Raw genomic sequence first — 25,827 nt, 5'->3', positions numbered from 1 at the left:
GGCATCGCGATGGGAACCGGGACCGGCGTCGCCGTCGAGTCGGCGCACATCACCCTGCTCGGTGCGCCTCACATCTGTTCGCCCGGCGGCGCCGTCGACGCAAGCCATGCCGCCAGCACGACAGCCGCCAGCAGCAGCAATGCCTCGATCCGGAGGACACGCTTGAAACGCGCCGGCAAGCCGTCCGGCGCGGCACGACCGGCGGACTCGCGCGCGAGCCACGGCGGCATCACGACGAAGCGGTTGAATCCACCCAGCGCCGCAGCCAGGCCCGCGACGAGCACTTTCGCCACCAGGGTGTTGGCGTAGGGGTTCCCGATCAGGTAATCCCATCCGCCGATGCTGCGCCAGGCCGCATACCCGCCGGTGACGAAGACGGCGCCCAGTGCGACGGTCGCCGAATTCGACAGCGACGCGACGTAAGCCGATCTGGCGCGCCAGTCGCTTGCGGCCATGTTCCCGGACGTTTTGAGGATGATGGCGGCGGCGATGACCACTTCACCGACCCACAGGCTGATTGCGCCCAGGTGAACCCAGTCCGCCAGCACGCGCACGCCGAAGTCGCCGTCGCTTGCCGCGTGGCTGACCATGCTCCGCGTGTACCAGAACACGGCGAGCGCCGCCAGGGTCACGCGCGCGGGCCAACGGCTAGCGCCGCCCCGGGCGAGGGCGCCGGCGGCGGCAACGGCCAGCCCGGCCGTTCCGACGCAGTAGGCGAATCCAAGGTGGGTGGAGAGCAGCATTGTCCAGACAGCGCGCCCCGCCTCGGCAAGGGGAACCTCGGCCATCGCCGCCGACTCGAGCCACAGCCATACGACGCTGGCGGCAAGCGACACCGCGGCAGCGGCGACGGCGGCCATGCGGACCGGCCGGCGCCGCGCCGCCGCCCAGTCGGAAGCGTCGCGGCCAAGCCAGAGGCGCGAGACGCTCGCACCCGTGAGCACGGCCACCGCCAGGTTCAGCAACGCCGTGACGAGCCGCTGGACGGTCGGCAGGTCGGGCGCCATCACTTGACCGTGAACGGAACGTCGCCTTTTCTCTTGTGGCCGTCATGGCTCATCGCCAACCACCGGATGCGATACGCCCCCGCGGACAGCGGCGGCAGCGGGGCCGTCATGACGGTCGGGTCGGCGTTGTCGACAGTGGCGCCGCCGATCGGAATCTCCTTGTTGCCGGTACCCAGCAACGTGATCTTGCTGAAGGCCGGCTCGAGTGCCTCGTTGAATTTCAGGCGAACCTGCTTTGGTGCACTGCCGAGCGCGCTGCCGGCCTTGGGATCGGACGACTGCAGTGTCGCGTGCGCGAACGCGGGCGAGGTCACGGCGCTGGCGAGCGCGCATACCGCCAGAAAGCGTTTGATGGACATGTTGACTCCTGATTGACTTGATCGAAGATGGTAGCGCGCCAGGCGGGCCGGAAGCAGACTCAACTGCCGTGAAGTCCTGGTTGACCACGACGGCGACGTCGATCAGTCCGGCGCTTCGGCAAGTTCAGCTCACCCATCAGCTTGACGAACCGCGCCCGGCTCCGGTGCGCAAGACAGGCATTGTTGCGCTTTTCCCATCCGATTGTCGACACCGGCTGGTTCCTGTAGTCGTGCCCCAGCTCGGAGGCCGGTATCGCCGGGCAGGGCGAGCCGCGCATGGTACTCGCGGAAAAGGATCGCTCGCGGCCCGGGGAACATCCAGCAATCAACGGCGGAGCCAGACTCATGGAAGTCGTCCGTCCTGGCTGAACGATTCAGCCGCCCACGATGCCGCGCAGGGTCATCAGGATATGCCGTTCGAATCCTGGCCGAGCGCCTCGATCGGCGCCATAGGGCAGGGCACAGCCCGCAGTTCTGAAAGAGTACATGACGCACATCAGCATGCTCATCATGGATTCCGCCTCGGCTTGGCACACGCCTTTCCACCGGTAGGCAACTGCAAGAGCGTTGCGTGGAGCGGAACCGGGTAGGGCGCATAACCCGGTTCGCGCCGGTAGCGCGCCAGTTCCACCCTGAGCGCACGCTCGCGCCTCGACTTTCGCGTCACTGCATCCACTGCCGCATTCGGCTCAAGCCGGAGGTGTTCTTCAAGATAGCGCGATCGGGTTACGCGCGAGGCAGCCAACGTTGACCGGCCATGAAAACAGGCTATTCAAAAGCACGGCTGCCTGCCTCCGGGTGGCATCGAACCAGGGATAGGCGAAGGGGTGCCGGACGGGTGGTTCTTGGATACTTGCGGCTGCTCTGCAGCCATCCAAGGGCTACGCGGCTGACGATCGGAGGAATGCCTTGTACACGAAGCCAGTCCCCGTGAGTCAACGGGGAGGCGGCTTACCCATTGAAACGAGTACTATCGAAGCACGGGTCCCGCGTCTTTTCGGCAATTGTCGAATGTCGTGCGCCTGTCGCACTTGCTCCGATAATACTCGACATTATTTATCGTAATGTCGAGTTAATCGCCTTATAGCTCAGTATCGAAGTGGGGTCCGATTTAGTCACGTAAGACACGAACCCAATTGCTCAGCGTCGTATTCATCTCGTAAAGTTGACCGAGCCGAATGAATTCGATGATTAGCCGCTGCCTAATCTGCCACTACTTGCCATTTACGAGCCGGCCACGGCGGGTGCGTACGCGGATCTCATCTGGATTTTACGAGCGTGGAGACAAATGCACACTTGGATGACGAGGATAGTTGGACGCTGACGGAACGTCAACTGCTGACCAGGCCAACAGAGCGCGTCCGCACCGCCGAAGCCTAAGCGACAGGCAGAGCCAAGCCTACGAGCGTTTCGAATGCTGTCGGCCGTGTCGAGTCCAGCGACGAACACTTCAGGCCATTTGCCTTCCGTATTCTGGTGACGGCGAGAGCTACATTGCCTGACATATCTGCTTCGCTTAGTGCGGCACGGCTGTTTCCGCGGACGACGTTTGAAGAATGGAACTGGAATGTCGCTGTCAGCCGGCTGCGTGAGTTGTCGCCGTCCTTGCGACAAGGGAGGCCTGACTCTCTTTAGGAACGCGACGATCTCGACAACCATCGGGTCGACCGGAGCAGCCAGACGGAAGCAGCCACTACGCACTTGAGTCGACATTGCACCCACACGAGATCGGCTTGGGTGAAGTCGGGATCTTGTCGGGGCAGCCATGGCCGCCAACAAAATAGACCGCCGGCGCGTAGGGAAGCAAACAGTAGCGGTGCGCACGATCTGGCTGGGTTAGGTGCTCGGGCTCGCGACAAGAATTTGTACCTTTTCTGCCGACTCTGCGAAAACCCCATATTCATGTCGCTGCGAACCCCAATATCGTGTCGGCGTACTCGTACTTCGGCGTACTAGAACTACAAAATACGGGTCTAGGTCAGCGTCATATTTGACATAATATAGATTATGCGAATTCTCGGACCGGATGCACGAAGGGCAATTTTTCACCATGCCGGGACGCACAGACCCGGCCTCAGCAGCCAGAGACAATGACTCTGGCTTTTTTTTCAACTCGATTGCGGAGGTACTGTGCGCTACCCGAATCTGAGATACGGCAATCCCACCGAACTAGCCTACTACGCCATCGCATGGCCGCTGCCCGATCTGGCGCGCATGCTACGCCGCGACGAGCGCACCGTCCGCGACTGGATCAAGGGCCGCACGCGCGTGCCCTGGTGGGTTCCTGAAATCCTGCGGCTCAAACGCCTTGAGTCGGACCTCCGCCACCGGCAAATGTTCTGGGCCGTTCCCGACAAAAAGCCGCTCACGAAACTCGGTGTCGTGACCGAGGCCGGCGCCATCGTTGGACCGGCGCCGCTCGTCCAAACTGCGTGACGCGTCACGCAATCTTCGCCTTCACTTCCAACTTCATCAGGCGGCGCTCCGTGCGCAGCACCCACGCGGCGGCGGCCAAGCCACCCGTGAATACGCCGGAGCCCGTCAGCAACTGGACAAGCTCCAGCGCGCTCACGGCTGCTGCCCCGTGGTCTGTTGCGCCACGGGCGCGGCAACGGGTGCCGGCGCCGCCTGGACAACCGGTGCCGCGGCCGCCGGTTTCTCGGGCATCGCCACGGCTGCACCGGCCGCGCCGATGGTCGTGAGGCCGATGATGGCCTGCGCCAGCGCGCCGCCGTCGGTGTGCACGAACGGCACGATCGCATTCGCGATGGCGGCCACGGCCTGAACCTTGGTCGGGTCGAGGCCGAACATCATGCCGATGACGGCGAGGCCCGCCCAGGTGGACGGCTCGCGCAGACGTTGAGTAAAGCTGATTGCCATGTGATTCTCCATTTCGAGGTTGAGGGACTACGGGTTTAAATTGCGTCGTACAGCGGGTTGCCCTTCGTGTCGCGCACGGTGATTGAGTGCGACGCGACGAACGTTTTTAACGTCGGAAACGCCTTGAGGATGGCCGAGGCAACCAACATGCTTGCCACCATCAGGACGACTTCGCGCGGCTTCATTCCGGCAGCGTGACGGAGTTGGTCGTCACGTACTGTTTCAGCGCCGGGAAATTGCTCAGCACGTACGACGCGATCAGCACACCGCCCAGCACTACCAGCGCTTCGCGAAGCACTTCCGGCACGGTCGGCATGATCTGCTTGAACAGGGTTTCTACGTTTTTGCTCATGGTCTTACTTGAATGGGTTGATGTAGCCTAGGAAGTCGCCGGCTGGGCATGCGAAGGACGCGTCAAGCGTGCGGCTCTCCGCCATGGCCCTTTCGCATTCGGTCATGTCGGTGCGCGGAATGCCGATCTGGTCGCCCAGGCCTTCGGCAACGCCGGCCACCGCGCCGCCCGCCGCATTAGCCGCAGCCTCCCCCAGCGCTTGCCCCGCATCCGCAGCCGCACCCTTTTTTTTTATGAGTACCAGCAGGACCAGCGCCGCGACGCCCGCGCCAATGATCATGAATTTCTGTTCGCCGAACATCAGAAGGTCCCCTGTGTAAGTTTGTCCCACCAGCCCGACGAACTGGTGTCGATGCTGTATCCGCCCGACGCGTCGACGTTGACCGGGATCGGTGCCGGAACGCTGATCTCCGGGCCGTCGCTCGACGCCGAGCCGATTGCAGCGGCGATGGCCGCCTGATCGCTCGCGTTGATCTGCGCCACCTGCGCCTTCGCGGCCTGGTAATGCTGGTAGACCGCATATCCCAGCGCGACGACGGCCACGCCCAAAATGAGATCGTGCATTTCTTCGCGCGTCATACGGTGCTCCCGGCCATACCGGCCTTGCTCATGATCGTTGTGTAATAGTCGATGGTTTCGGCCGGCGCCGCGCCCAGGCCCTTGCGCTGCACGTTCCCGACGCCCCAGTTGTAGGCCGCAAGCGCGGCCTCCCAGCTGCCGGTCTGACGGTACAGGCTCGCCAAGTAGCTCGCGGCGCCCGGGATGGCCTGCGACGGGTCCAGCGCGGCATCGGCGCTGCCCAGCACCTGGGTGGCCGTCGCCGGCATGAACTGCGCGATGCCCATGGCCCCCACCCTACTCCGCGTCGTGCCGTCGATGATGGCCGGGTTGTAGCGGCTTTCCTTCCACAGCAGCCACGCGAGGATCGATACCGGCACACCGTTTTGGTTCGCCGCATCGGTAATGGTTTGCTGGTACGGGTCGGACCCGGACGGCCAGTCGGTAATCATGCCCATGAGGGTGTCTGCTCCATCTGCAAAAATGTTTGAGTTGTCGTCGCCAGCGGTCGGCACGGCCTCGTCGTCACCGCCGCTGTCCTGCTGACGCATCAACAGATATGCCGCAGTTGCTGCGAAAGCTATGATCAGGGCTGGCTTGCTCATTAGGCCGCCGCCTGTGTCTGAACCTGACTCTGTGAAACCGTCGCCGCCCCATTTGCCGTTGCGCCGCCATCAATCAGCATGGTCCCGGCCTCGTAATCGACCGATCGGACATACGTCGCGCCGGCCGGCACGGTCACGATGCGGTCGCCGCCGTTGAATGCGCGGGCATCTGCCGGCGTCGTGAACGTGAACACGTTGCCTGCGACAGTCCCGGCCTTGTTTATTGCTGGCGCGGTATAGAACGCGCCCGCCGATGAACTGATGTTGATCGTCCGATTGTTTGCGTTGCGCACGGATCCTCCCGGATACCACTTGGCCGGCGTACCCATACAGTCTTGTATGCCGTTGCGAAGGTTTTCATGCTCCAGAGTGAACCCATCGAACCGGACGTTTGCCAGCGGGATCGATCCGAACGCTAGCCGAACTTCCTGGCCGATTGTGAAGCATCCGACGCTTACGCCTGGCACGTAGTCGGGCGGGTAAAGCTCCGTCGTTAGGAACAGCGCGTTGACGCTCACGTTCGACAGGAAGTTTCTGCGCACGCTTAGCTGCTCGACGCCGCTGTCGCATCGCACTGAGTATTTCGCGGTCTTAAGGTAGTTGCCACGAATGCGGACGTTCCGGCAGTTACCGTCACCAGATCCGCCCAGGCGAATGAGCGTATCCGTGGCCGATGTCTCGTTGTAGATGCCTTCGATATTCACGGTCGACACGTTGTCGATCTTGATTTCCCCACCGTCGAAGTTCGCCCCGTTCACCAAGTTGATCACGACGCCGTGCTGCGTCCCGGCCGGCAGCGCGTCCGACCAGCGCAGGTCCCCGATATTTGCCGAGTACAGGACTGGCGAATCGTAATTGCCGCCGTCGATGGTCAGCGCGTTAATTTCCGACGTGAGCGACGGCGCGTAAGCGGACAGGTTCGTATTGCACTGCCACGCGTTGCAGTTCGTGAGCTTGACGGAATACGTGCGGACGACGATGCCGTAATCGAATTGCGGCGTATCGCAGTTGATCAGGTGCGCATTCGGGCAGTCGACACGAATACCTTTGACCAGCGCCGTGCGCAGTGGCACGGAACCCTGCACCTTGAGGCCCACGATGCGCCGTTTCACTGCATATCCGGCGCTCGCGATGATGACGGCGAACTTGTCGATGTCATTCTCGGCGCCACCGATGGCGGCCGTCGGCACGAGGAAGCCGCCGTCACAGGTTCCATTGGCGGAAATCGTCAACGTCGCGCTGTGGCCGTAGCCTGTTGGCGTGTACGGTAAGGACCACGGCAGACCGGTAGCGTACATCGCATTCAGCGGAATGTAGTCGTCCGAGCCGTCGCCCTTCGCGCCCCAGTATTGCGGTATGACCGGGCCGCTTGCTGCTCGCTTCCATCTCACTCCGTTCGCGGCCACGATGATCGTACCGCCGTTGTCCGCGCTGGCCTTGTCGGTGTCGTCGCGCTGGAAGTGGCCGACGATGCCTTGAGGCGCCGCGGTGCCGAGATAGCCCGTGACATAGGCCACTTTCTTGTTTCCGTTGTAGGCTCGCAGGCCGGCATAGTCGGCCACGCTCACGGTGCTTGACTTGTCGGAGCGAATAATCTGGCTCATTTCGCACCCATCACGCGCACGTCCGCGCCGGCCGTGTCGCTCGTGACATACCACGCCACGCCGGCCGCGTCGTCCTCGACGTAGCTGTCGCCCGGTTCCAGGATGATCGCCGCTGTGTTCATGGTCACATTGGCGTTACCGATTGCCACGCGTGCCGCGCCGTCGTTGTTCCTGACGGTCAGCCGCTTGAGCGTCGCGTCATTGCTGAGCACCTGCGCCGCGCCAGTGTTTGCGACGACGGGCCGCGCATCGACGAGGATCGACAGGGCCGCGCGCTTGATCGGGACTGGGTGTGCGTCGTCGTTGTTGATGCCGACATTGTCGGCCGTGACAGTCACGGTTCCGCCGCCGATGTCGACCGGCACGCGCGCTTCCACCGTGTTGGACACGACGACTTGCCCCGACACGTTCACAAGCGAACCGTCCGCGAACCCCAGCGACACATCGTTTTTGCTCAGGAACAGCGCCACGGTGCAGTCGACAGGCGCCGTCAGCGTAACGGCGTCGTACGGCTCCACGAACTTGAAGGCCTTCTTCCGGTTCGGCATCTTCGGCAGGTCGCGCCCGCCGAAGCTCGGCGTGATGTCCAAGCCCTGCGTGGCGCCCAGGTCATCGATCAGAATGACGGTGCCGGCCACCGTCATATTCACGGGCTTGTTCGCGGAAAGCGTGATGGTGTAGTAGGACATGTCAGCTCTTTCCGAATACCTTGACGGCCACGAGGCCAATCACGGCGATGGCGACGTAGGACACGATTTTTTGTTCGCCGGCCTTCGCGGTCTGGTAGGCATCGGCCAGTGTGGCCGACGTGTTTTCGTACGCCTTCGCCACGCTCGCGGTGCTGTTGGCGTTCGCCGCCTGCACATCGTCAAGCGCGGTCGTCGCCATGGTCATGACGTTGCCTGTCGCCTTGCTCCACGCGGCGGATACGGACTGGTTCGCCGTGTCGTACGCGTCCGATACCTTGTTCAAGCTGTATTTCGACAGGTCCATGTTCGACGCCAGCGCGCCCGAGTAGGCATCGCTCGCGGCGGCCAGCGCATCCTTGGTGACCTTCGCATTCGCGTCCAGCGAGGCCGCCGCCGTCTTTGCGGCGCCCTGCGTGATCTGGTTCGCGAAGTCGTACGACGCCGCTACCGCGCCGTCATCGATACTGGTGTAGTTGGTCGTGTTGTGACTGTCCGTGTTGGACGTGACCGTATTGCCCGAGGCCTGCGAGAAGTTGACCGAGCCGGCGGCCGCATTGATGCGGTTATCCTGCGTCGTGCTGGTCTGTGTCTGGTTCGCCTGGCTGTCGCTGCTCGATGAACTCATTTCAGTTTTTTCCTCATAACGTAGCTGTCCAGCGTCCAGCCCTGTTTTTGTAACTTGTGCACGAGGCCACGGCGGCGGGTGTTGATCGTGAGGCGGTCGGCGGTTGCGCACTGCTGCGCGATGTATGGCACGACGACTTCCACCAAGTCCACGCCCGGCAGGCCACCGGCCGCGCCGACGATGAACACTTCCGTTCCGTGGTCGCGCTTCACCTGCTTGAGCGCGTAGCGCGCTACGATCCGGCCGTCCACCTTCACATCGAACAGCATTGCGCCGGCAAGGCACACGTCCATGTCGCCCAGGCCGCCCGTCGTGTCGCGCTTTGCGTCGAACGCGCGGGCGTAGGCGGCGCGCGCGGCGTCGTCCAGCTCGCCGCGCTCGATCATCGCTACTTCTTCCGGAGCAGCAACCACGCGCCCACCCCCAACAGCACGAGCATCATCGGGTTGCCGCTCGCGGCGGCAGCGGCCGCCGTCGCCGGCGTGCTCGTCGCCGCAGAGTCGTTGTTGCCGGTCCCGGTCGTCTGGATCACCCAATTGCCTTCGTTCAGCGCACCCATGCCGCCGCCGACAGCGGATCCGCCCTTGGCATCGGATGATGCCGACGACCCGAAGCTGAGCTGTAACGGCGGGATCATGCCCGCACCTGGAGAAATTCCGGCCATGGCGTCAGCGCTCCAGCACGAGCAAGGCGACGAGCGCGATCCCGCCGAACATCAGCAAGCGCTGATTCGTGATCTTCGCCTGCTGCTGCGCGACAGCGATGGTCGTCGCGGCGTTCGTCGTCGTAACCTGCTGGGTCGTCTTCGCCTGCTCACGTTGAAGTACCGTGTTCAGGACGCTTGACAAGCCGCCTACGAGGCCGCTTTCCCACGTCGGCGGGATGTAGTAGCCGCTTCCGGTGCCGGTCGGCGTGCTCGGCTGCTCGTCCGGCGCACCGTTCGACACGTCCGGCAGGACGGTTCCCGTGTCCTCACCGAAGGGGCTGAGCCCCATGTCGTCAAAGAGGTCGTCCATGTGCGCCCTCTTCGATCAGTTCAGCGCGCGCAGGTCGGCGATGTAGTCGACGTAGACCTTCGCTTGGTCCGGCGCCGAGGTGGTCAGGCGCAGCAGGGTTTCCGTGGCCTTGGTGGTGTCCAGCATGCCCATGAGGTTGCCGTCTTCGATGAAGTCGATCATCAGCATGTTGGCTTGCGGTGTCAGGCGGTTGCGTTTTTGCGCATAGGTGATCGACCCCACCGACGCACGTTTGCGCGGGAAGCCGTTCGTGCGCAGTTCGGCATTCGTGACGTTGCCGCCGTGGTGAATTCGGATACGCTTGATCAGGCCACCGTTCGCGGCGGACGGCAGCGAGTAATCGTTGTCGCCGGTGACGCCCAGGGGGATCGTGAAATCCTTGCGGCGCAGGATGTACATGTTGGTGGTCGGATCGCGATATTCGCCCTCGCATTTCAGCGTCATGCCGGCGGCGGCCGTCGATTTGATCTGCACTTCGAACGTCAGCGAGTTGAGCAGGTTGCGCGGGATCGACGCGAGGTACATCGCGGCGGCGCCACCACGGGCGTTCGTCTCGGTGAAGTCGAGTGTCATGGTGCCGGCTTCGGTGTAGACGCCCATGTAGGCATCCAGCAGGGCCAGATTGGCCGCGTCGTCCTTGAAGAAGGTGACGCCGTTGGCCTTGCCTTCGATCGTGCCGATGTCGGCCTTCGTCAGGCCGCCGCCCAGCTTGAAATGCAGCTTATCGAACGTCGCGTTGTACGACAGTTTCAGGACCGCGATATTGCCGGGCGTCGCGTTCTGCAGGTCGATCATTTGATCGTAATAGGACATGTTTTTTCCTGTGCTATGTGTTGACGATCCGCCCGCAGGCGGCGCTCACGTGCTGGCCGACTTAGGCGCCCGGCAGGTATTTGCCGACGACGGGAATCGAGAACTGGCTTTGCACGACGGAGCAGATTGCGAACGCGGCCAGCGCGATCAGCGCGGTATGCATGACTTCTTTCGACATGGTTTCCTCACGAATGGGTTAAGGGTTTCGAACAAGAGGCCCCACGATGCCGTCCCGTCGACGGGCTGACAATGCGCAGTACCCGATACCCTTACCCATACCGTTACAGCTTCGCGTTGACGCCATTTCGCAACGAACGGTCGGGATTTTTGTGAAAAAAGTGGAAGTCCGGCAGTTCGCGGACCTGAAACATGGCCTTGCGGCGTTGCGGCCGGCCACCCGGGCCGGTCGCCTGGAAGGTGTCTTGCAGGCCCAGCGAATCCGCCATCACTTTCGCGTCGGCGTCGTAGTTCACGCGGTAGCAACGCACTTCCGTGCAGTTGCCGAGGAAGTCCTTGTCGATGTTCGCCGGGCGCTGGCTCACGCCGATCAGGGTCAGGCCGCGATGGCGGCCGGCCGTGCTCAGCTTCTTCCATGCGGGCGGCGCCCACGACGGCATCGTGACCTGGCTTAACTCCTCGACCAGCACGTGCGCGCCCCGGCATTCGAACACGACGCGGCAGAACAGATCGAACTGCGTTTTCAGTTCCTTGTCCGACCCGGCCGCCGGCCAGTACACGATAGCGCGCGCGCCTGCCTTCACCTGGGCCACGAGGTCAGTCACCTTACGCACGACGACGCCGCCGCAGAAAGACGCGTAGTCGTCCGTGTCCTCCAGTGGGGACCATACGATGAGCTGCGAATAGTTGTGCAGGAGGTCTTTTTTGATGTAGCTGGATTTTCCCGTGCCGGACGCGCCGATGACCGCGTGAATCTTCGCCGTGTTCTTGGTGCCCCCGGCGGCGCGTTTTTTGGCCCCTACAGGCGCTTTTTCCGGTGCGGGTGCTACGGTGGACCCAACTTGAGGCGCGCGCGCCGCCTGCGCGCTCTTTTCGACCGCCTGTTCTGCCGCCGCGCGGCGCGCCTTGCCCAGGAGCGTCACGCCGTCACCTGTACTGGTTCGGGCTCGACCACGCCACGTAGGCGACGGTCCGCCGCTTCCGCAGCCGCCGCCTTACGTGCCTTGACCGCGTGGACGACTGGGACCACGAGCGGGAACGAGGCCACGGCCAACGCGATTTCCGGCGCGAAGCGGGACATCGTTTCCCCGGCCTCCCATCCGTGTTTCGTCGCTACCGCGTGCATGGCGGTTCCCCACTGCATGCACGCCGCCTCATGGTAGACGCCTTGCAGCTCCGGCATCGCCATCGACAGCATGCCGCCGACCATGGCCGGGATCTGCGCCCAGCCGTACGACGGGTCAATGATCGGTTCCGGTGCCGGCGGGTTCTCGATGGCGTCGATGCGGGCCTGTTGCTCAGCCTCGACGGGCGCGGCCTCCGCCGCGATCTGGTCAAGCACGTCCATGCTTTGCACCTCCCAATACGGGACTGAACCAGTTCGCCTTCGTTTTCGCTCCGGCCGGTTGCTGTACCGGTGGTGTACCGGTCGGCAGCGGCGGGACCGGCGCGGCCCCTACAGCGTGTGACGGTTTCGGTACAGCCGGTGTCGGTTCCGGTAACGGTACGGATACCGTTACCGGGCGCATCGCCTTGCGAAGCAGACCGTCGCGGTGATCGTTACGGGTGAACACCTGGGCATTGCAGCGGTGCGCGCAATGGCCGTAGGCGTGGCCGTTCTTGTCGGCCTTGACCGGCATTTCATGCCCGCATACCGGGCAATCGATGTTGCCGATGATCTGCTTCGCGTCGCTCACGCCTGGTCCTCCGTCGTCTGGTTGAGGTCGACCACGACGGCGCCGGCCTCGTCGGCCGACAGCGCCGCGCGGTCCTGCTCCATCAGCTGGTTGGTGATCGGATGGCCGATCAGTCCATTGTTCTCGCCATAGTCCACTTCCGTTTTTTTCACGTCTTCCATCACATCATCCCTTTCAGGTTGTTCCAATTGAGGTAGTCCGCCAGTTCGCGAAAGAACGTCTTCGCCGGGCCCGGCAGAAAGAACCCGTATTGCCGCATAAGCGCGCAGGCTTTCGCCTCAAGCGCTGAATCCATGCGTTTTTGCTCCAGTTGATCCATGAGGATTCCCCGTTTTTGCCGCGCGAGAGCGGGCCTGTTGATCGAAGGCGGACGCTATCGCCCGCTCCAGAATGTCTACCTGCTCCGCAGGCTCGATGTATACGTGCTGGAATTCGTCGGATGAGAACCAGCAGTCATCGAAATCGGCCACCGGCCCCGGCTCCGCCATGCCCGAGAACCACTCGTTGCCGGCTCGCGGGCGTCCCGCCCACGTGGACGCCGTACAGTTATTTACAGGGCTCCAAGGAACGGCAACCCCGACCCGGGCGGCCGTACGTGTCCATGTGTGACGCGTGCTCTTGTACGTCACGTCCGGCGCGACCCGCTCGTACACGCCGACCGGCGCGAGCGCGTCGCGCGCGCCGTAGCGACCCTCTACGCGGGCCTCTTCCTTTGCGATGGCGATGCGGTAATCGCGACCCATGTTCACGCCGCCTTGGGCGCGCAGGTAGTCGGCGTAATCGGCCGGCTCGACCATCACTTCGCCGGTTTCCTCGTCCACGGCCTCAACGCGCTGGCAGGCGTTCCAGGCCATGCGGATCGCGGGCGACGCGTCCGCCACGGCCTCTTCGCTCACGCGGCGCAGTTCGCGCCACACGATCACGGGAGGCTGTCCGATGGGCTGAAACTGGCGGATGCTCCACACTGCCGCCCAAGCGTCCACGCGCTGACTTGCGCGGTCCGCGTCATTGGCAGGCATTTCGATCTTGACCGGCTGTCCGTCCGCGCCGATTACCTCGTCGTGCGCGGCCTCGCTGTCGTCGTTGATGTTTTTGCTGATGTACTTCGCCAGATAGGCGGCGGCGCTACCCTTCGCCGGTTCGATCTGTTCGAACTTCACGCGATTGGTGCGCGCGCCCGGCTCGTCGCCGTCCACCTTGAGCGCGTGTTTCGTCACGATGGCCTTGAACGTCTCGACCTGTTCAGGGCGCATGAACAGCAGCATGTGCCAATGCACGCAGCCGTCGTGGTGCGGTTCTGCGATGCGGAACCCGTACGGCTTGACGCCTTCCCGGCCGTAGTCGGCGCGCGTGTGCGTCCATACCTTCGCCAAGTACTTTTGTGCCTGGCGGGGCGTGCTTCCGTCGTACTTTGGATTCATCGTCCCGGACGCCGCCAGCACGGCATGAAAGCGTGACGGCGCCGTCGTCGTCACGAACAGGCCCACGTGCTGCATGTCCTTCGCGACGGCCTCGCATCCGGCAAGCCGCAACATCAGTTCCCCGCGACGGATACGCGGATTGCTGGTCGTCTTGCTCGCGGCGTCTGCCAACGTGCATTCGTATCCGTCCTCGTTCGCGATCGTCACCGACTCCAGCGCCTTGCGGTTGCGCGCCACCTGGGCGAGCCGGCGCGACACGGTTTCGTCACTCGCGTACGCGCCGGCCCGCACCGACACGAAGCCCAGCCGGATTGCAGCGGCCTCGATTGCGCGGCCGTGCACGCGACGCATGCTACGGCGCCACCACATCGGGTCTGTGCAACGCGCGATGGCCTGCGCGTCGTCATCGACGGTCGGCGGCTCGATGCCCGCGGTGCTGCACACGTGCGCCATGCGCGCGCGCAGTGCGGCCGGCTCGTGGATGAACGCGCCGTGCGTCGCGCAATCGGACGCGTAGCGCTCGGCCAGCACGCAAATATGGGCGTCCGTGGCGTCCAGAGGAAACGGCGCGGCCGTCACTTCGTCCAGCAGCCGGCACAGGTCGCGATATCGGTCGGACTCCGGGCCGTCGTCGCGCAGGGCGGCCGACAGTTCGCGGTAGGCGCGGCGGCCCCAGCGCACCGGCAGGCCGGCTACTGTTTTTACGCCGCGTTCTTGCTGGATCGTTGGCATCAGTGCAGGTAGCCGGCGCGGTTCGTGTTGTGGGCCGCCATGCATTGCACGATGAGGCGCATTTGCGCGATGTGCGCGGCCAGCGCGAGGCGCACGCGCTCGCGGTCCTGATCGTTGAACGTCGCCAATGGCAGACCGGCGCGCTCGCGCGGCATTCCCGCGACGCCCACGGCGCGCTCACGCTCGCGGAGCGGCAGCAGATGCCACCATTCCTCACGGTTGATTTCGGCCGCACCTACGTCGTCCAGGCGGGCCAGCGCGGCTGCTTCTTTCGGTGTGAGCGTCTTCATCGTCAGTCCCCGCAGAAACATGGAATTGCATCGTCCTCGGCGTCCTCGAACAGGTTGCCTTGTGCAAGCGCGTAGTCGTGCATGCGTTGGTAGCCCGGACGGTCGTTCCTGAACCGCCACCCGTCGCCCTTGGATGGGCCGTCGATGTTCTCGCTCGCCCATTGCTCTTGCTTGGCCCACCAAACGGCCAAGCCCGGCCTCTGCCGGATCATCGAAAATACTTGTCGCGGGCCTTTCAGGAAACATAGATCGCAGTTCCCGCCCGGGGTAACACCGTTCACGTTCTTTAGCCCAAGGTCGAACGGTTGCGAGTTCCAGAACGCCATAACGTCGTGCTTCGTGACGCCGACATCCGCCAACGGCATAAGCATCGTTTCCTTCGACGTTTCGGTACTGCGACCACGTGCGCGGATCTTCGCCACGCGGCGCTGTTCGTCGGCGCGGATTCCTATCATCTGGTCCCAGCGGCCCCACCCGAGTGTGCGAATGTGCCGGTGCATCGCCCTGATCTTGAGTTCAGTGGTACAAAAACGCGTGACTGGGTTCGGCAGGTATCGGCGCTTGCGGATCAGGGCCGCGAACGGCTCGCCGTCGCGACTTGCAGTTTCGAAGTCAACCACGGCATAGCCGGTTTCATCGTCGCGGAACTCGACCCACAGAATGGGCACGTTCCAGTGACGGCCACAGTCGCGGACGAATTCAAGGGTTTCTTCTGCTTCCTTGCCGGTGTTGGCAAAGAACACGCGGACGTGATCTGGCAACGTACCGCCGTGTGCTTGTAGAACCCGCCACAGCATGTAGCCGCTCGTACGGCCGCCGCTGAACGAGATTGCTCCCTCGCCGTCGAAATAGAACGGATCGCGCATCATCGCTTCCTCAAGTACTGCGTGCGCAGCAAGTGCGCGATGGCGTCGTTCGCGGACTGGTCGCGCGCCTTGCGCCGGGTGTGGAATTCCTCGACCAGTTCGGCCGGCAGGTTGACCGTGATGGCCTTGAGGCCGCGCCGCTCGCGCATCTTCGCGACGCGGGCGGCGGTCTTTTCGCGTTGGGTCGGTTTGGCCCGGCGCTCGCCGGCCAGATCGCACGTCGGCAGGAGGTCGGCGGTTTTGGTGTCGATGGGCTCACGCATGAGGGCCACCCAGCAGCATGTAAGCGGCCGGCGCCGCGATCAGGAGCGCGCCGAAGAACGCGGCGGCGGCGTTTTCGATGTGGGCGCGCATCACAGCATCATCAATTCTGCAATGGCGGCCTGGACGTCTGCGAGCTCCCACATCAGATGGGCGCGTAGGCGTTCGTTTTCCTGCTCAAGCTCCAGCCAGTCCGCCAATTGGCGCTCACGGGCGTACAGAGCTACACGGGCGACAGATACTGTCTTGTAAGTGATTTTGTAACCTTGTGTTTCCGACATTTGGCCTCCTCAGGCGTTTTTGTCTCTCAGGCAGAAGGTCGCGGGGCGCGGTCGGGGCCGCCTGTAGCCTGAGGAGACGAGAGATTTCCCCGCGACAAAACGGAGACTACATCTCACGTGTCATACACGTCAAGCGAAATGCACGTCAATTGTGTTGCGGTTGTCACGTGCAATGCATTGGGTTATGGTTCGCCCATCGCCGCGCAAAAACGCGGAATTAGCCCTGAGGAGAGCTATGAACACCCATGAATATCTCGATGCCGTCAAGCGGCATCTAGGCATAGCGTCGGACTATGCATTGGCAAAAAAGCTTGGTTTTTCGCAAAGTGCGATGAGCAGCTACCGCACCGGGCGCCGCGTTCTCGATGATGACGCGGCGTTGACGGTAGCCGAAGCGCTCGGCATCAACCCGCTCGTGGTGATCGCGGCGGCGAACGCCGAACGCGCAAAAACGGACGAACAAAAGGCCCGGTGGACGGGCCTTATGGAAAAATTTTCCGCGTCTTTTAATACCCTCCTATCAGGTAGCTGGTCGGGTGTGGAGCGCCGCCGGGACTGGTCCCGGCGGTTAGCGCACGCTCGCTGATAGGTAGTAAATCCGGTTCGAGATAAATATAGATTATGCGAAATTTAGACCTCGTCGTAACGCGTCACGAAAAATCACAGTACGTACAAGCGCCCTTACGTAAAACCGATGACACTTCTTACCTATCGTGACGGTCTGGCCTGCCTGCCACCGGCGCGGATCCTTCGCCAGCTGGACACGATACAAGGCACCGGTCGCGGAATTACGGAACACCAGTTCCACGTTACGGCCGTTGAACGGCGCAGCCCAGCATGATAAACCCCTTGTTACGTGGCTTTTCGCCCGGCGAATTTCACGTCGACACGGATGAAATCACGCACTAATACCATGATGGTTTTTGGGCCGGATGATTCGCTACAGACTAAAAAATCATCGACACAGCGAGCGATCCAGCCTGGTTTTGCAGCCACCTTCCTGTGCGCTGTGCTGCCGAGATTGTTGTCGAGGCAGGTTCAGACCGCGATTCGCCTGTGCCTTCTTGCATCGATTATCGGAGAAGTCCGGAAGCAGCGGCACGCCAGCGCCGATCGGCCGCAAATCGCCCAGGCTGGCCGCGACGCCCAGGTCAATGATCCGCAAGGCAGGCTGCGCGAGGCCGAGCGTGCTGCCGCCGACGCCATGGCTCACGCCGCCCGTCGCGCCGGCGAACCGTCTGTGCCGGAAGGTCGGGACTGGCCGCACCCGTGCCGAACCGGAGGGCAGCCCGCAGCCGGTGATGCGCTTTGCCCGCGTGGACGAACCGGGTTATACGCCCTTCCGCACGGCGCCCTCTTCCGGCAGCCGCGACGATATCCCACGCTGCGTGCGCGCCCGGTTCATATGTGGAATCGCTGACCCACGGCCGATCCGGCTGCTGCGCCTTGAATCGACGGTGGACGAACACCGCCTGGGCGAAAACGTACTCGCCAAGCGCACGACTCGTTTGCCTCGCGCAGCGCACGCACCTCTCGCTCCAGCGCCTTGATGCACTCGTCTTCGGCGATGGTCGACGCTGGACGCCGGCCTGAGTCACGCTCTTGCTGGCGTACCCGGCGACGTAGTGTTTCAGGTATGCAGCCGATCTCGGCCGCGATCGATTCGATTGCGGGCTGCTTCTTCAACGCTCCAATTTCTCAAACAATGGAGCCTCTACAAAATCCGGGGCGGTTCACTGCGGCCCGTTTCCGGCGCCGCAGTGGTCATTCGCTACGTCAGGAGCATAGCACTCAGTTGGTATAGATCAAACCGCGGCCGGCGCCACTGAAGTAGACGCGCCCGTAGGTGTTCCAGTCGCCCGCCATCGCGCCGATGCCGCCGTACTGGTGCGCATCATCGTTGAAGCGCGCCCAGGTCGCACCGCCATCGTCGGAGTGGTACAAGCCCCACACGCCATTCATCGTACCCACGACGTAGATCGCCGCCGGGTACGGGCTGCCTGCCTGTGCCTTGCCCAGGGCGATCACGCTGGCGCCATGCAGTTGGCCCCGCGCGCCGTCGTCGCCGACCGTCGCGAAGCCGTTCAGCTTGGTCCAGGTCGACCCCGAATTGGTCGAGTGGTACACGGCGTTACCGTCGGCCAGCCAGAGGTCGCCCTCGACGTTGGGGTTGACCACCATCGACGTGAGATCAAAGGCATTGTGGTACAGGTTCGCCGACACCGAGCCCTGGCTCAGCGTGAAGTTGTGGCCGCCATCGGTCGAGACGTAGACCTTGCCCGCCGGGCCCCAGAATGCGCCACCCGAATCGTACGCATAGACCTTGTTCGGATTCTTCCGGTCGACGACCAGGCGATAGCCGTTAGGCCAGCCGCCGGGGTTTGCCGGCGCCGGCAGGTTGGTCGCGGTCCAGCTCGCGCCATTGTTCGTGGTATAGGATGGCACCGTGGCGGACGGCGCCCAGATCACGTTGTTGCGCGACGTGGTCACGATACTCCCGTTGTCGGAATCGTTCGCTGCCGCGCCCGCAGGCAGGGTCGCGAAGTTCGACCACGAGTTACCGGCGTCGCCGGACCAGAAGCCGAAGACGCTTTTTGGTTGACTTGCATTGTTGAAGCCGGCACCGACGATGTAATTCGGATCAGACCACAGCACGTCCGCGTAGTTGCCATTGTTCCAATCGGCGAGAGGGCCCCTGGTCGGCGTCGTCGCGAGGTCGGTCTGGACCCATGTCCCGATGTCGCCGGCGCTGTTGACGAACTTGTACGGCGCGCCGGCCGGCGGCGTGACGACGGCCAGGGTGGCGGTCTCCTCGAGGTTGTTGTTCGGGAAATCCCAGCTCGGCGTGGCCGACGACGCGTTCCAGGTTTCCCAGACGCCGCCGCCGGTGACGTGCATGATGTGGTCGCGGTTGGCTGGATCGATCTCGATGTCGTCGACCCAGCCCCAGAACTGTCCGCCGTAATGCAGCATGCCGCCCGCGATTTCGCGCCAGGTGCCGCCGCCGTTGTCGGACAGCTGGACGACAGGACCGGCGGAGCTCCAGGTCCCGGTCACGGCCAGCGCGATACGGGCCGTCGAGCCGGTGCCGTACACGGACACACCGCCGTAGCCGCCGCCGGTCGTGATGCTGGAGAGCTGGGTCCAGGACTCATTGCCGGCCACGCCACCGAACTTGTAGAGGTAACCGGGACCGCCGGCGCCCTCGCCGGCGTTCTGGTTGAATACCACATAGTACATGCCGTCGCTGGTACGCACCATGTGCGGGACGTAGTAACCGGACACGTTCGACGGGACCGACACCGGCGTCCACGAAAAGCCGCCGTTGACGGACTTGTACAGGGTCGAGGTCAGGCCCGCCACCTGGCCGTAGTCCGGCGCGACGGCGGCATACATGATCCAGGTCGTCTGGCCGCCCCCCACGTTCGAGTTGTCGAACATGATCTGCTCGACGCCCTTCACGGCGCCGATAGCCTGGATCTGGGCGCCCGTGAGCACGATGCTCGACAGAGCCGTCTGGGTCCACGTCTGACCCGAGTTCGTGCTTTTCCACAGGCCGGCCGTGCGCGAGGCGTAGAACATCGTCGACGGATTGGTGGGATCGAGCTTCAGGCGTTCGCCGATGGCCCGGCCGCCTTCATTGCCACCCACCGGGAAAGGCAGGTCGTAGTGCGTCCAGGTGAGGCCGCGGTTGCTGGAGGCATAGATACGGCCGTTAGTCGGGTTGCCGCTGCCGTCTTTCGTATACACGCCGGTGACCAGGTAGACGAGCTGGTCGTTGGCCGGATCGAGGCCGATGCTTTCGACGCCGTGAAACTCGCTCTCGCCCCCGTTGAAACCGAGACCGTCGGTGATGGGCGTCCACGACCCGTTTGAATCATTCCAGCGGTAGGCGCCGCCGACGTCGGTGCGTGCGTACATGAGGCCCGCGGTCGTCGGATGGTAGACGAGGCCGGTGACGTAGCCGCCACCGGCCCACTTCACGCTCGTATAAGTGGTGACCGAGCCGGTCGTGGCGGCGAGGACCGGTGCGGTGCCGGACGCACCGGGGGGCGCACTGCCCCCGCTGCAACCCGCGAGCAGCGCCCCGAGCAACGCCGGAATGATGTAATTGTGCTTCCGAATCATAATGTCTCCTCAAAATAGGATTGGCTTGGCGTTTCCGGTATCGAACGTAGCTCCACCGCGCTGGTCGCCATGCCTGACATCATCGGGCGTGGCGACCGGGAAGACTGCGCCTGACCGGCGCGAAGCGCGCTTCCTGTGCCGGGGTCGTCGGCCGATGTCTCGTGGTGATGTCTTTCATCACCCGACGCGCCATGCCTCGCCCCGACATCTTTTATATAGTTAAAACCCATCGAGATTGGGTCCCAGTGGCGACGAAGCCGCCACCGCCGCATGAAGGCAGCACAGGCTCGACAGCGGAACTGGCCTCTTTATTTTGTGTCTGCGACCGGGGGCGGTAGCGGAACCCGGCCCCTGTGCGAAACATAGGCCGGCCCTCATGAACAACGATATCGCCGCCAATCGAATTTCTTGTAAACCGCAGAAATTGCAAGCAATGTTTGTCACAGTGAAACCGGCCGCGGCCACTGGCGGCAGGTCGGCAAACTGGCCAGAGGAAATGGCTGCCACGCTCCAACCGTGGAACTATCGTGGATCGGCCGGCGACATGGATACTGGCCAGGGGTGGAATGGCCGACGCGCCCGCGCCTGGCGCGAGCGCTGGACGGCAGCGGTTCAGCCGCGGCATGCAGGCTGCGTGATGAGGACGAGCGGGATCGGGCTGCGTGGTCGCAACCTGCCGGGGCAGGCCGAGCGCTTGGGATGAAGCGGTTCAGGCGGGCCGCGTCGATCGGCGCGGCCATGCCCGTCCGCGTCTGTTCCGGGCCTTTTTTAAACGCGGTGAAATGACTTGCTTGCTCAGGGCGCAGACGGTATGAAGGTGACGATGACGCGTCCGTAGCGCGTCAGCGGCGGACTCCCCTTATCGGTAACCTTTACGATGAAGTGGGCGGTCTCCGTCTTGGTCACCACGGGCGCCTGCCCCCAAACGGTATGATGGTTTTCCGCATACCCGAGCTTGATCTCCTTCCTGTAGCTGCCTGCTTCGGGATACTGAAACCACAGGTAGCTCAAGCTATCTCCGTCGGGATCGGAGCTGCCGGCCGCGCTCAGCATGAAGCCCTCGCCGGATTTGACGGTCAGCCGATCGCCAGGGGTGAGCTTTACTACTGGCGGATGATTCGCCTCCTTGTATGGCTTGGTGCTCCACTCCATTCGGGCTGCGAAATCGTTCTGGAAGTCCTTGCGCCAGCGCCAGATGGTGGTCCTGTACCCAGTGGAGACCTTGTCGTGGGCGTGCACGGTGCGGCCGAAATCGCTGTGGACCATCGGCCTGTAACTATCCACGGCGTTGGTCCAGATCGCATGAGGCTCTTGCAATACAGGTACGTTGCCGGTGAAGCCGTCAGGATTCGTATCTTTCAACGCAGGCGTGTAGAACTCGTAGCGCCCACCCCAGCCGCCCCAGTCCGGATGCTCGGGTGCGTTCAGGCCGTTCGGTATCAAGGACAGGAAGGATGGCGTATCGCCCTCCATGCCAAAAGAAACATCCGGATACACCGCGCCCAGCGCTCCATGCCCCTGTTGAATATGCGCCGCGATCCAGTCGTTGCTCACTTCCGTGTTGTCGAAGTCCGGCTCGACCACGTGGATGCCAGTCCAAGTGCCATTGCCATACCCGCCGGGGCTGACGATGTAAAACAGATCGGGAAACTGGGTGCGTATCCAGATACCGGAATCGTCCTGATCGGAGATCGTGTAAACCCGCAACTTGCTTAGCAGGCGAGCGGTCTGCTGCGGTGTCCTGTCGTGGCCAATCCGATACAACGCTTGAGCAAGCGTATTGGGACCGCCCCAGACCGCAACCCATAGGGGCCGCGTATCATTTTTCTCCAGGGCCTTGATGATGGCGTCCGATCCCGGCGAGTCCTTGCCGTCGCCGACACCTTGCATGCCGTAGACTGGTAAGCCGGAGCGCACCAGGGCTTTGAGCGCCTGCGCTTTCGGGAACCCCGGTTCGTGCTTCAACAAGTTGGGTTGTACCCGGCCATAGGCGTCGATGATCGCACGTATGGATGCCGGTGCGATACGCGACTTCTGATGCGTGGAGGTCGTGGCGACGATCCCTTCGATATCGATCTGGTTCGCGTACAGAAGCAAGCGTACGAGCGACTGGCTGTCATCGGGATCGGCCTCGATATCGGTGAGGACAATCAGGCGTTGCTTGGGTTGGGCGAAGCCAAGGGCCGGCACGCAAGCGAGTACCGTCGCCAACATCGCCGTGATTGGAAGTAGTCGCATCATCTCAGTTTGAATTGGGGACAAGGGAACGGATACCTCCGTTCCGCCTGTCTGCTTGTTATACGATCGTAGGTTCGGCAGCTTACGGGGTTGCGCCCTTCACCAGCGCATCGAGGAGGTCGGGGTCGAGGACTGCATTATCGTTGCTCCGGTCGATCAGGCCGCCGACGTCCCAATAGAACGGCAACACACCGTTGGCCACCGCCGCATGGGTTGTGTAGTTAATATAATAGATGCGCGACTTCTTATGCAGGGCCAGTGCATCGCCCGTCAGATTGGTACGCAGCATCGCGGCGTACTCGCCGAGCACGACCGGAATGCCGTTGTCGACAAACTGCTGCTTGATCTTCAAAAACTGCTGATCGACATAGGGCTCCTCCATCTGGTCGGCATTGTGGGCGGTGTCCGTGGTCGAATGATTACCCTTGCCCCAGTAATAGAATGCATGGCCCCACGATTCATCTTTCTCCATCAGGGTAAATTGCCAGGGATAAAAGTGCACCTCATACATCAGCTTATTGCTGACGGTGTCGTTTGGCATGACCGTCCACAGCTTCTGTGAATAATCGATGTCCACCGCCGGCCCTTGCACCACCAGGACGCGGTAAGCATTCCTGCCGCCGGTGGCGCGCACCGTGTCGATGAAGGTCTGGTGGTAGGACATGAGCACCGGCATCTGGATGGCCGTGGTGGCACTCGGCTCGTTGGCGCCGGCAAAAATCAAATGTTCGTCGAAGTCGCGCATTTGCGTGGCGATCTGCGCCCAAAACGCCTTTTGCTTCTGGTTCACTGTGACTTGCTTGTCGGGCTGGACGTTTCGTTCGAGCCAACCGCCGTCCCAATGGATGTTCAAGATCACGTACATCTGGTTGTCGACGCAGTATTTGACGACTTGTTTGACGCGGTCCAGCCAGGCCTGGTCGATCTTGGCGGTCTGCTGGTTGGCGTACTGATCCCAGGCAACCGGCAGTCGGATGGCGTTGAATCCATTCGCCTTGATCGCCTTGATCAGCGCCTCCGTGATCGGGGGATTGCCCCAGGCGGTTTCTCCGCCGATCGCCTCCATCGTGTTGCCAATATTAAAACCCAGACGAATCCGGCTGGCGATCTGGACAGCGGTGCTGCCCATGCCGGTCGCATCGGGCGCGACCGGATTCGTGTTGTAGTCGGGATAGAGATCCGCGGCGGGCGCCGTTGGAGCTGGCGTTGTCGGCACCGGCGTCGTATCAGCCGGCGTGGTGGCGGCTGGCGTCGGTGCCGTCGGCGCCGCGCTGCTTCCCGAGCCGCCGCCACAGCCAACGTTGAGCGACAGGATTCCAATTAATAAAAATGCACGGATGAACTTCATCATAACCTCGAAATTTTCATGCTGACAAATTGTCATGCAGCCCAGAAGGTTTTCTCAGGCCAAGTGCCAGCATTGGGGGGCGCAGCGCAGTCATTTATCTTTGTAGTTAATCCGGAACCAATCAAAATCCGCATACCCGCCGGGATTTTTTGTTGCATAGTTGAATAATGCAAAGCGATAGCCCATAAAATGCGGGATGGCGTAGATCATTTTCAATGTGTCGCCGATCCGCTTCCACTCCTTTCCGTCCAGGCTATACGCAAAGGTGGCCTGGTCTTTCATGTCGGTAAAATCGCAATCGATCTTTAAATAGACTTGGTTTTGCGTCAACGGAATCCGCTGCACTTCCACCGGATTATCGGAGTCGGCATTGACCATGACGATCCATTTTTTTCCGTTTTCGAGCTTGACGCCAACCTGTCCAAAATTCTTTTGGAAGGCGCTTAATCCCGCGAAATCGCCTTCCTTCAATTTGGAAACGTCCACCAGGGTGGAGCCGGTGCTTGCCGGACCGATCGTACGCTGGGTGAGCGTATTTCTTGCCTGTACAAATGAGGTGTCGATCCGGGCTGTTTTCAGCCGGAGATATCCCTTTCTTTCCTGTACCGACCAGAGTTTATTGTCCGGATTATGGTTCCATTGCCAAACCAAAGGTAATGCCGCCTGTCCCTTCTTGCGATCGAATTCATCGGAAGCAACCAGATTCGGAATCAAGCCCGTGCTTGCCGGCAGGTCCAGCGTGTCCGGGGCTTTCCCATTTTCGCCCAATACGGGCCAGCCGTCTTCCCATTTGACCGGCACCAGATAAGGAATGCGGCCAACGGCCCCATAATCGCGGAAAAGATAGGCGAACCAGCGCCCGTCAGGAGTGTCGATCAATCCACCTTGGGCAATCCCTCTATCCTGGAAGGCCACTCTGCCTTCCCACGGCCCATCGAGACTATCCGCCCGATGTATCAGGACGGTTCGCATTCCCCCGCGTGGTGCGCATATATTAAATAAATAATATTTCCCATGGATTTTGAAGAGCTGGGATCCCTCCGCGCTCAGGCCTACTTGTTTTCCTGTCGGGGTACTTGCATTATCGATCAGAACCCTCTCCGGAACGCCTGGCTTTACTCGCGTCAGGTCGTCATTCAATTCGACGATTTTTAATTTTTCTGCGCCATGAATCAAGTACGCCTTGCCATCGTCAAAAACCAGGGAATTGTCGTGATACGCCGGCTTGAAGGACGCCCTTTTCCAGTTTCCTTTTTCGATGTCCCGGGTCCTGAAAATATAAGTTTCGTCCGTGGTGTATGAAAACGTGCTCAGATAATACATGCCGTTATGAAAGCGCAGGCTGCTGGCCCAGGTGCCCCGGCTGTATGCGCTTTTGCCGTCTGTTAAATTCAGCTCCGGCATATCTGCCAACTTGTCCGTGGCATAATTGATTATCTTCCAATTGACAAGATCGGTCGATTTCATGATGGGCACACCCGGATTCATGTGCATGGTCGTGCTGCTCATATAATAATTCTTGCCGACCCTGATCATGGACAGATCTGGCACATCGGCAAAAATCAGGGGATTCTGGGCTTGCGCCAAGGCCACGCCGTGAACAGGCAAAACAAGCAAGGCAAAAATGAGGCTAAATTTTTTCATGGAATAAAAGAATAATTCGAGAGTTCGGCAAAATCCACGGCGCATGGCGCCCGTTCAGTCCATATGCGGTTTTGGCGAGTCGTCGATCGGCCATGCGATCAACCATGCCTGCTCGCCGAGACCGGCTTGAAGTCCTGCCCGGACCGCAAGACCGGCGAAGAGGACTTTCACATCCAGGTCACCCGGCGCGCCGCCGCACCAAGCCAGCCCGAACCGGGCTGGCTTGTTGACGGCAA

Annotated in this window: 35 protein-coding genes and 1 pseudogene; 3 read left to right on the top strand and 33 right to left on the bottom strand. The window is 62.1% G+C overall.

From position 1 onward, the window contains the following. Positions 1-68: 68 nt before the first annotated feature. Together U9J41_RS03920 and copC are read right to left on the bottom strand one after the other, a co-directional pair. A complete protein-coding gene (locus U9J41_RS03920) occupies positions 69-1,007 on the bottom strand; it encodes a copper resistance D family protein (RefSeq protein WP_322400382.1) in 939 nt (312 codons plus the stop codon). Then, positions 1,007-1,366, bottom strand: a complete 360-nt coding sequence (copC, locus tag U9J41_RS03915; RefSeq protein WP_322400381.1) for a copper homeostasis periplasmic binding protein CopC — start codon at positions 1,364-1,366, stop codon at positions 1,007-1,009. The genes U9J41_RS03920 and copC overlap by 1 nt, the downstream gene beginning before the upstream one ends. Positions 1,367-3,496: 2,130 nt before the next feature. Here copC and U9J41_RS03910 point away from each other — a divergent pair. Continuing rightward, entirely contained in the window at positions 3,497-3,802 is a 306-nt protein-coding gene (locus tag U9J41_RS03910; protein WP_322400380.1) for a hypothetical protein, read from the top strand. Between the two features lie 4 nt (positions 3,803-3,806). Here the strand turns inward: U9J41_RS03910 and U9J41_RS03905 are convergent, their stop codons facing one another. The 24 genes from U9J41_RS03905 to U9J41_RS03790 form a co-directional block, all read right to left on the bottom strand. Then, a complete protein-coding gene (locus tag U9J41_RS03905; RefSeq protein WP_322400379.1) occupies positions 3,807-3,938 on the bottom strand; it encodes a hypothetical protein in 132 nt (43 codons plus the stop codon). Further along, positions 3,935-4,246: a hypothetical protein gene (locus U9J41_RS03900; protein ID WP_322400378.1), complete on the bottom strand. Its 312-nt coding sequence runs from the start codon at positions 4,244-4,246 to the stop codon at positions 3,935-3,937. Before U9J41_RS03900 ends, U9J41_RS03905 begins: the two co-directional genes overlap by 4 nt. 35 nt (positions 4,247-4,281) lie before the next feature. Further along, positions 4,282-4,431, bottom strand: a complete 150-nt coding sequence (locus U9J41_RS03895) for a hypothetical protein (RefSeq protein ID WP_322400377.1) — start codon at positions 4,429-4,431, stop codon at positions 4,282-4,284. Next, on the bottom strand, positions 4,428-4,598 hold the full coding sequence (locus U9J41_RS03890) for a hypothetical protein (RefSeq protein ID WP_322400376.1): 171 nt from the start codon (positions 4,596-4,598) through the stop codon (positions 4,428-4,430). Before U9J41_RS03890 ends, U9J41_RS03895 begins: the two co-directional genes overlap by 4 nt. 4 nt (positions 4,599-4,602) lie before the next feature. Then, positions 4,603-4,899 (bottom strand): hypothetical protein, encoded by a 297-nt coding sequence (locus U9J41_RS03885; RefSeq protein ID WP_322400375.1) that lies wholly within the window; start codon positions 4,897-4,899, stop codon positions 4,603-4,605. Further along, positions 4,899-5,177 carry a hypothetical protein gene (locus tag U9J41_RS03880; protein WP_322400374.1) on the bottom strand — a complete coding sequence of 93 codons (279 nt, stop codon included), beginning with the start codon at positions 5,175-5,177 and terminating at the stop codon, positions 4,899-4,901. Before U9J41_RS03880 ends, U9J41_RS03885 begins: the two co-directional genes overlap by 1 nt. Then, positions 5,174-5,761 (bottom strand): lytic transglycosylase domain-containing protein, encoded by a 588-nt coding sequence (locus U9J41_RS03875; RefSeq protein WP_322400373.1) that lies wholly within the window; start codon positions 5,759-5,761, stop codon positions 5,174-5,176. The genes U9J41_RS03880 and U9J41_RS03875 overlap by 4 nt, the downstream gene beginning before the upstream one ends. Further along, positions 5,761-7,365 (bottom strand): hypothetical protein, encoded by a 1,605-nt coding sequence (locus U9J41_RS03870; protein ID WP_322400372.1) that lies wholly within the window; start codon positions 7,363-7,365, stop codon positions 5,761-5,763. The genes U9J41_RS03875 and U9J41_RS03870 overlap by 1 nt, the downstream gene beginning before the upstream one ends. Next, positions 7,362-8,054, bottom strand: coding sequence for a hypothetical protein (locus U9J41_RS03865; protein WP_322400371.1), 693 nt, complete (start codon positions 8,052-8,054; stop codon positions 7,362-7,364). The genes U9J41_RS03870 and U9J41_RS03865 overlap by 4 nt, the downstream gene beginning before the upstream one ends. 1 nt (position 8,055) lies before the next feature. After that, the gene (locus tag U9J41_RS03860; protein ID WP_322400370.1) at positions 8,056-8,679 is read right to left on the bottom strand and encodes a hypothetical protein; all 624 of its coding nucleotides are present in this window, start codon (positions 8,677-8,679) and stop codon (positions 8,056-8,058) included. Then, positions 8,676-9,065, bottom strand: a complete 390-nt coding sequence (locus U9J41_RS03855) for a hypothetical protein (RefSeq protein ID WP_322400369.1) — start codon at positions 9,063-9,065, stop codon at positions 8,676-8,678. The genes U9J41_RS03860 and U9J41_RS03855 overlap by 4 nt, the downstream gene beginning before the upstream one ends. Positions 9,066-9,067: 2 nt before the next feature. Next, positions 9,068-9,343 carry a hypothetical protein gene (locus U9J41_RS03850; protein WP_322400368.1) on the bottom strand — a complete coding sequence of 92 codons (276 nt, stop codon included), beginning with the start codon at positions 9,341-9,343 and terminating at the stop codon, positions 9,068-9,070. Between the two features lie 4 nt (positions 9,344-9,347). Further along, a complete protein-coding gene (locus U9J41_RS03845) occupies positions 9,348-9,695 on the bottom strand; it encodes a hypothetical protein (protein WP_322400367.1) in 348 nt (115 codons plus the stop codon). A 15-nt stretch (positions 9,696-9,710) separates the two neighbouring features. Then, entirely contained in the window at positions 9,711-10,508 is a 798-nt protein-coding gene (locus U9J41_RS03840; protein WP_322400366.1) for a major capsid protein P2, read from the bottom strand. A gap of 281 nt (positions 10,509-10,789) precedes the next feature. After that, positions 10,790-11,608 carry a hypothetical protein gene (locus U9J41_RS03835; RefSeq protein WP_322400365.1) on the bottom strand — a complete coding sequence of 273 codons (819 nt, stop codon included), beginning with the start codon at positions 11,606-11,608 and terminating at the stop codon, positions 10,790-10,792. Beyond that, positions 11,605-12,033 carry a hypothetical protein gene (locus tag U9J41_RS03830; RefSeq protein WP_322400364.1) on the bottom strand — a complete coding sequence of 143 codons (429 nt, stop codon included), beginning with the start codon at positions 12,031-12,033 and terminating at the stop codon, positions 11,605-11,607. Before U9J41_RS03830 ends, U9J41_RS03835 begins: the two co-directional genes overlap by 4 nt. After that, entirely contained in the window at positions 12,020-12,382 is a 363-nt protein-coding gene (locus U9J41_RS03825; RefSeq protein WP_322400363.1) for a hypothetical protein, read from the bottom strand. Before U9J41_RS03825 ends, U9J41_RS03830 begins: the two co-directional genes overlap by 14 nt. After that, a complete protein-coding gene (locus U9J41_RS03820; protein ID WP_322400362.1) occupies positions 12,379-12,543 on the bottom strand; it encodes a hypothetical protein in 165 nt (54 codons plus the stop codon). Before U9J41_RS03820 ends, U9J41_RS03825 begins: the two co-directional genes overlap by 4 nt. Continuing rightward, complete coding sequence (locus tag U9J41_RS03815) at positions 12,543-12,701, bottom strand: hypothetical protein (RefSeq protein ID WP_322400361.1); 159 nt, start codon at positions 12,699-12,701, stop codon at positions 12,543-12,545. Before U9J41_RS03815 ends, U9J41_RS03820 begins: the two co-directional genes overlap by 1 nt. Continuing rightward, a complete protein-coding gene (locus U9J41_RS03810) occupies positions 12,661-14,535 on the bottom strand; it encodes a replication endonuclease (protein WP_322400360.1) in 1,875 nt (624 codons plus the stop codon). The genes U9J41_RS03815 and U9J41_RS03810 overlap by 41 nt, the downstream gene beginning before the upstream one ends. Next, a complete protein-coding gene (locus U9J41_RS03805; RefSeq protein WP_322400359.1) occupies positions 14,535-14,825 on the bottom strand; it encodes a hypothetical protein in 291 nt (96 codons plus the stop codon). Before U9J41_RS03805 ends, U9J41_RS03810 begins: the two co-directional genes overlap by 1 nt. A gap of 2 nt (positions 14,826-14,827) precedes the next feature. After that, positions 14,828-15,694, bottom strand: a complete 867-nt coding sequence (locus tag U9J41_RS03800) for a phosphoadenosine phosphosulfate reductase family protein (RefSeq protein ID WP_322400358.1) — start codon at positions 15,692-15,694, stop codon at positions 14,828-14,830. Continuing rightward, positions 15,691-15,954, bottom strand: a complete 264-nt coding sequence (locus tag U9J41_RS03795) for a hypothetical protein (protein ID WP_322400357.1) — start codon at positions 15,952-15,954, stop codon at positions 15,691-15,693. The genes U9J41_RS03800 and U9J41_RS03795 overlap by 4 nt, the downstream gene beginning before the upstream one ends. A gap of 90 nt (positions 15,955-16,044) precedes the next feature. Further along, positions 16,045-16,233 carry a hypothetical protein gene (locus U9J41_RS03790; RefSeq protein ID WP_322400356.1) on the bottom strand — a complete coding sequence of 63 codons (189 nt, stop codon included), beginning with the start codon at positions 16,231-16,233 and terminating at the stop codon, positions 16,045-16,047. 235 nt (positions 16,234-16,468) lie between these two features. On the opposite strand from U9J41_RS03790, the gene U9J41_RS03785 reads away from it, so the two are divergent. Continuing rightward, entirely contained in the window at positions 16,469-16,819 is a 351-nt protein-coding gene (locus tag U9J41_RS03785; protein ID WP_322400355.1) for a DUF3693 domain-containing protein, read from the top strand. A gap of 33 nt (positions 16,820-16,852) precedes the next feature. Here U9J41_RS03785 and U9J41_RS29300 read toward each other — a convergent pair whose 3' ends face one another. From U9J41_RS29300 to U9J41_RS03770, 4 genes and pseudogenes are all read right to left on the bottom strand, one after another. Continuing rightward, on the bottom strand, positions 16,853-17,110 hold the full coding sequence (locus tag U9J41_RS29300; RefSeq protein WP_425260027.1) for a DUF4832 domain-containing protein: 258 nt from the start codon (positions 17,108-17,110) through the stop codon (positions 16,853-16,855). A gap of 78 nt (positions 17,111-17,188) precedes the next feature. After that, complete coding sequence (locus U9J41_RS03780; RefSeq protein ID WP_322400354.1) at positions 17,189-17,446, bottom strand: hypothetical protein; 258 nt, start codon at positions 17,444-17,446, stop codon at positions 17,189-17,191. A 242-nt stretch (positions 17,447-17,688) separates the two neighbouring features. Next, positions 17,689-17,904 (bottom strand): annotated as a pseudogene (locus U9J41_RS03775) (IS3 family transposase); the annotation flags it as partial. 120 nt (positions 17,905-18,024) lie between these two features. Further along, entirely contained in the window at positions 18,025-20,361 is a 2,337-nt protein-coding gene (locus U9J41_RS03770) for a dockerin (RefSeq protein WP_322400353.1), read from the bottom strand. A gap of 376 nt (positions 20,362-20,737) precedes the next feature. Between U9J41_RS03770 and U9J41_RS03765 the strand changes: the two genes are divergently transcribed. Further along, entirely contained in the window at positions 20,738-21,064 is a 327-nt protein-coding gene (locus U9J41_RS03765; protein ID WP_322400352.1) for a hypothetical protein, read from the top strand. Between the two features lie 92 nt (positions 21,065-21,156). Here U9J41_RS03765 and U9J41_RS03760 read toward each other — a convergent pair whose 3' ends face one another. The 3 genes from U9J41_RS03760 to U9J41_RS03750 form a co-directional block, all read right to left on the bottom strand. Further along, positions 21,157-22,623 (bottom strand): nucleoside hydrolase-like domain-containing protein, encoded by a 1,467-nt coding sequence (locus U9J41_RS03760; protein ID WP_322400351.1) that lies wholly within the window; start codon positions 22,621-22,623, stop codon positions 21,157-21,159. A gap of 58 nt (positions 22,624-22,681) precedes the next feature. Next, positions 22,682-23,950, bottom strand: a complete 1,269-nt coding sequence (locus U9J41_RS03755) for a glycoside hydrolase family 5 protein (protein ID WP_322400350.1) — start codon at positions 23,948-23,950, stop codon at positions 22,682-22,684. 87 nt (positions 23,951-24,037) lie between these two features. Continuing rightward, entirely contained in the window at positions 24,038-25,591 is a 1,554-nt protein-coding gene (locus U9J41_RS03750; RefSeq protein ID WP_322400349.1) for a glycoside hydrolase family 43 protein, read from the bottom strand. Positions 25,592-25,827 lie beyond the last annotated feature (236 nt).

This window comes from Massilia luteola, assembly GCF_034420155.1.
GTDB lineage: Bacteria > Pseudomonadota > Gammaproteobacteria > Burkholderiales > Burkholderiaceae_D > Telluria > Telluria luteola.
The sequence above is the reverse complement of the archived record's forward strand: the minus strand, read 5'-3'. Positions and strand labels throughout refer to the sequence as shown.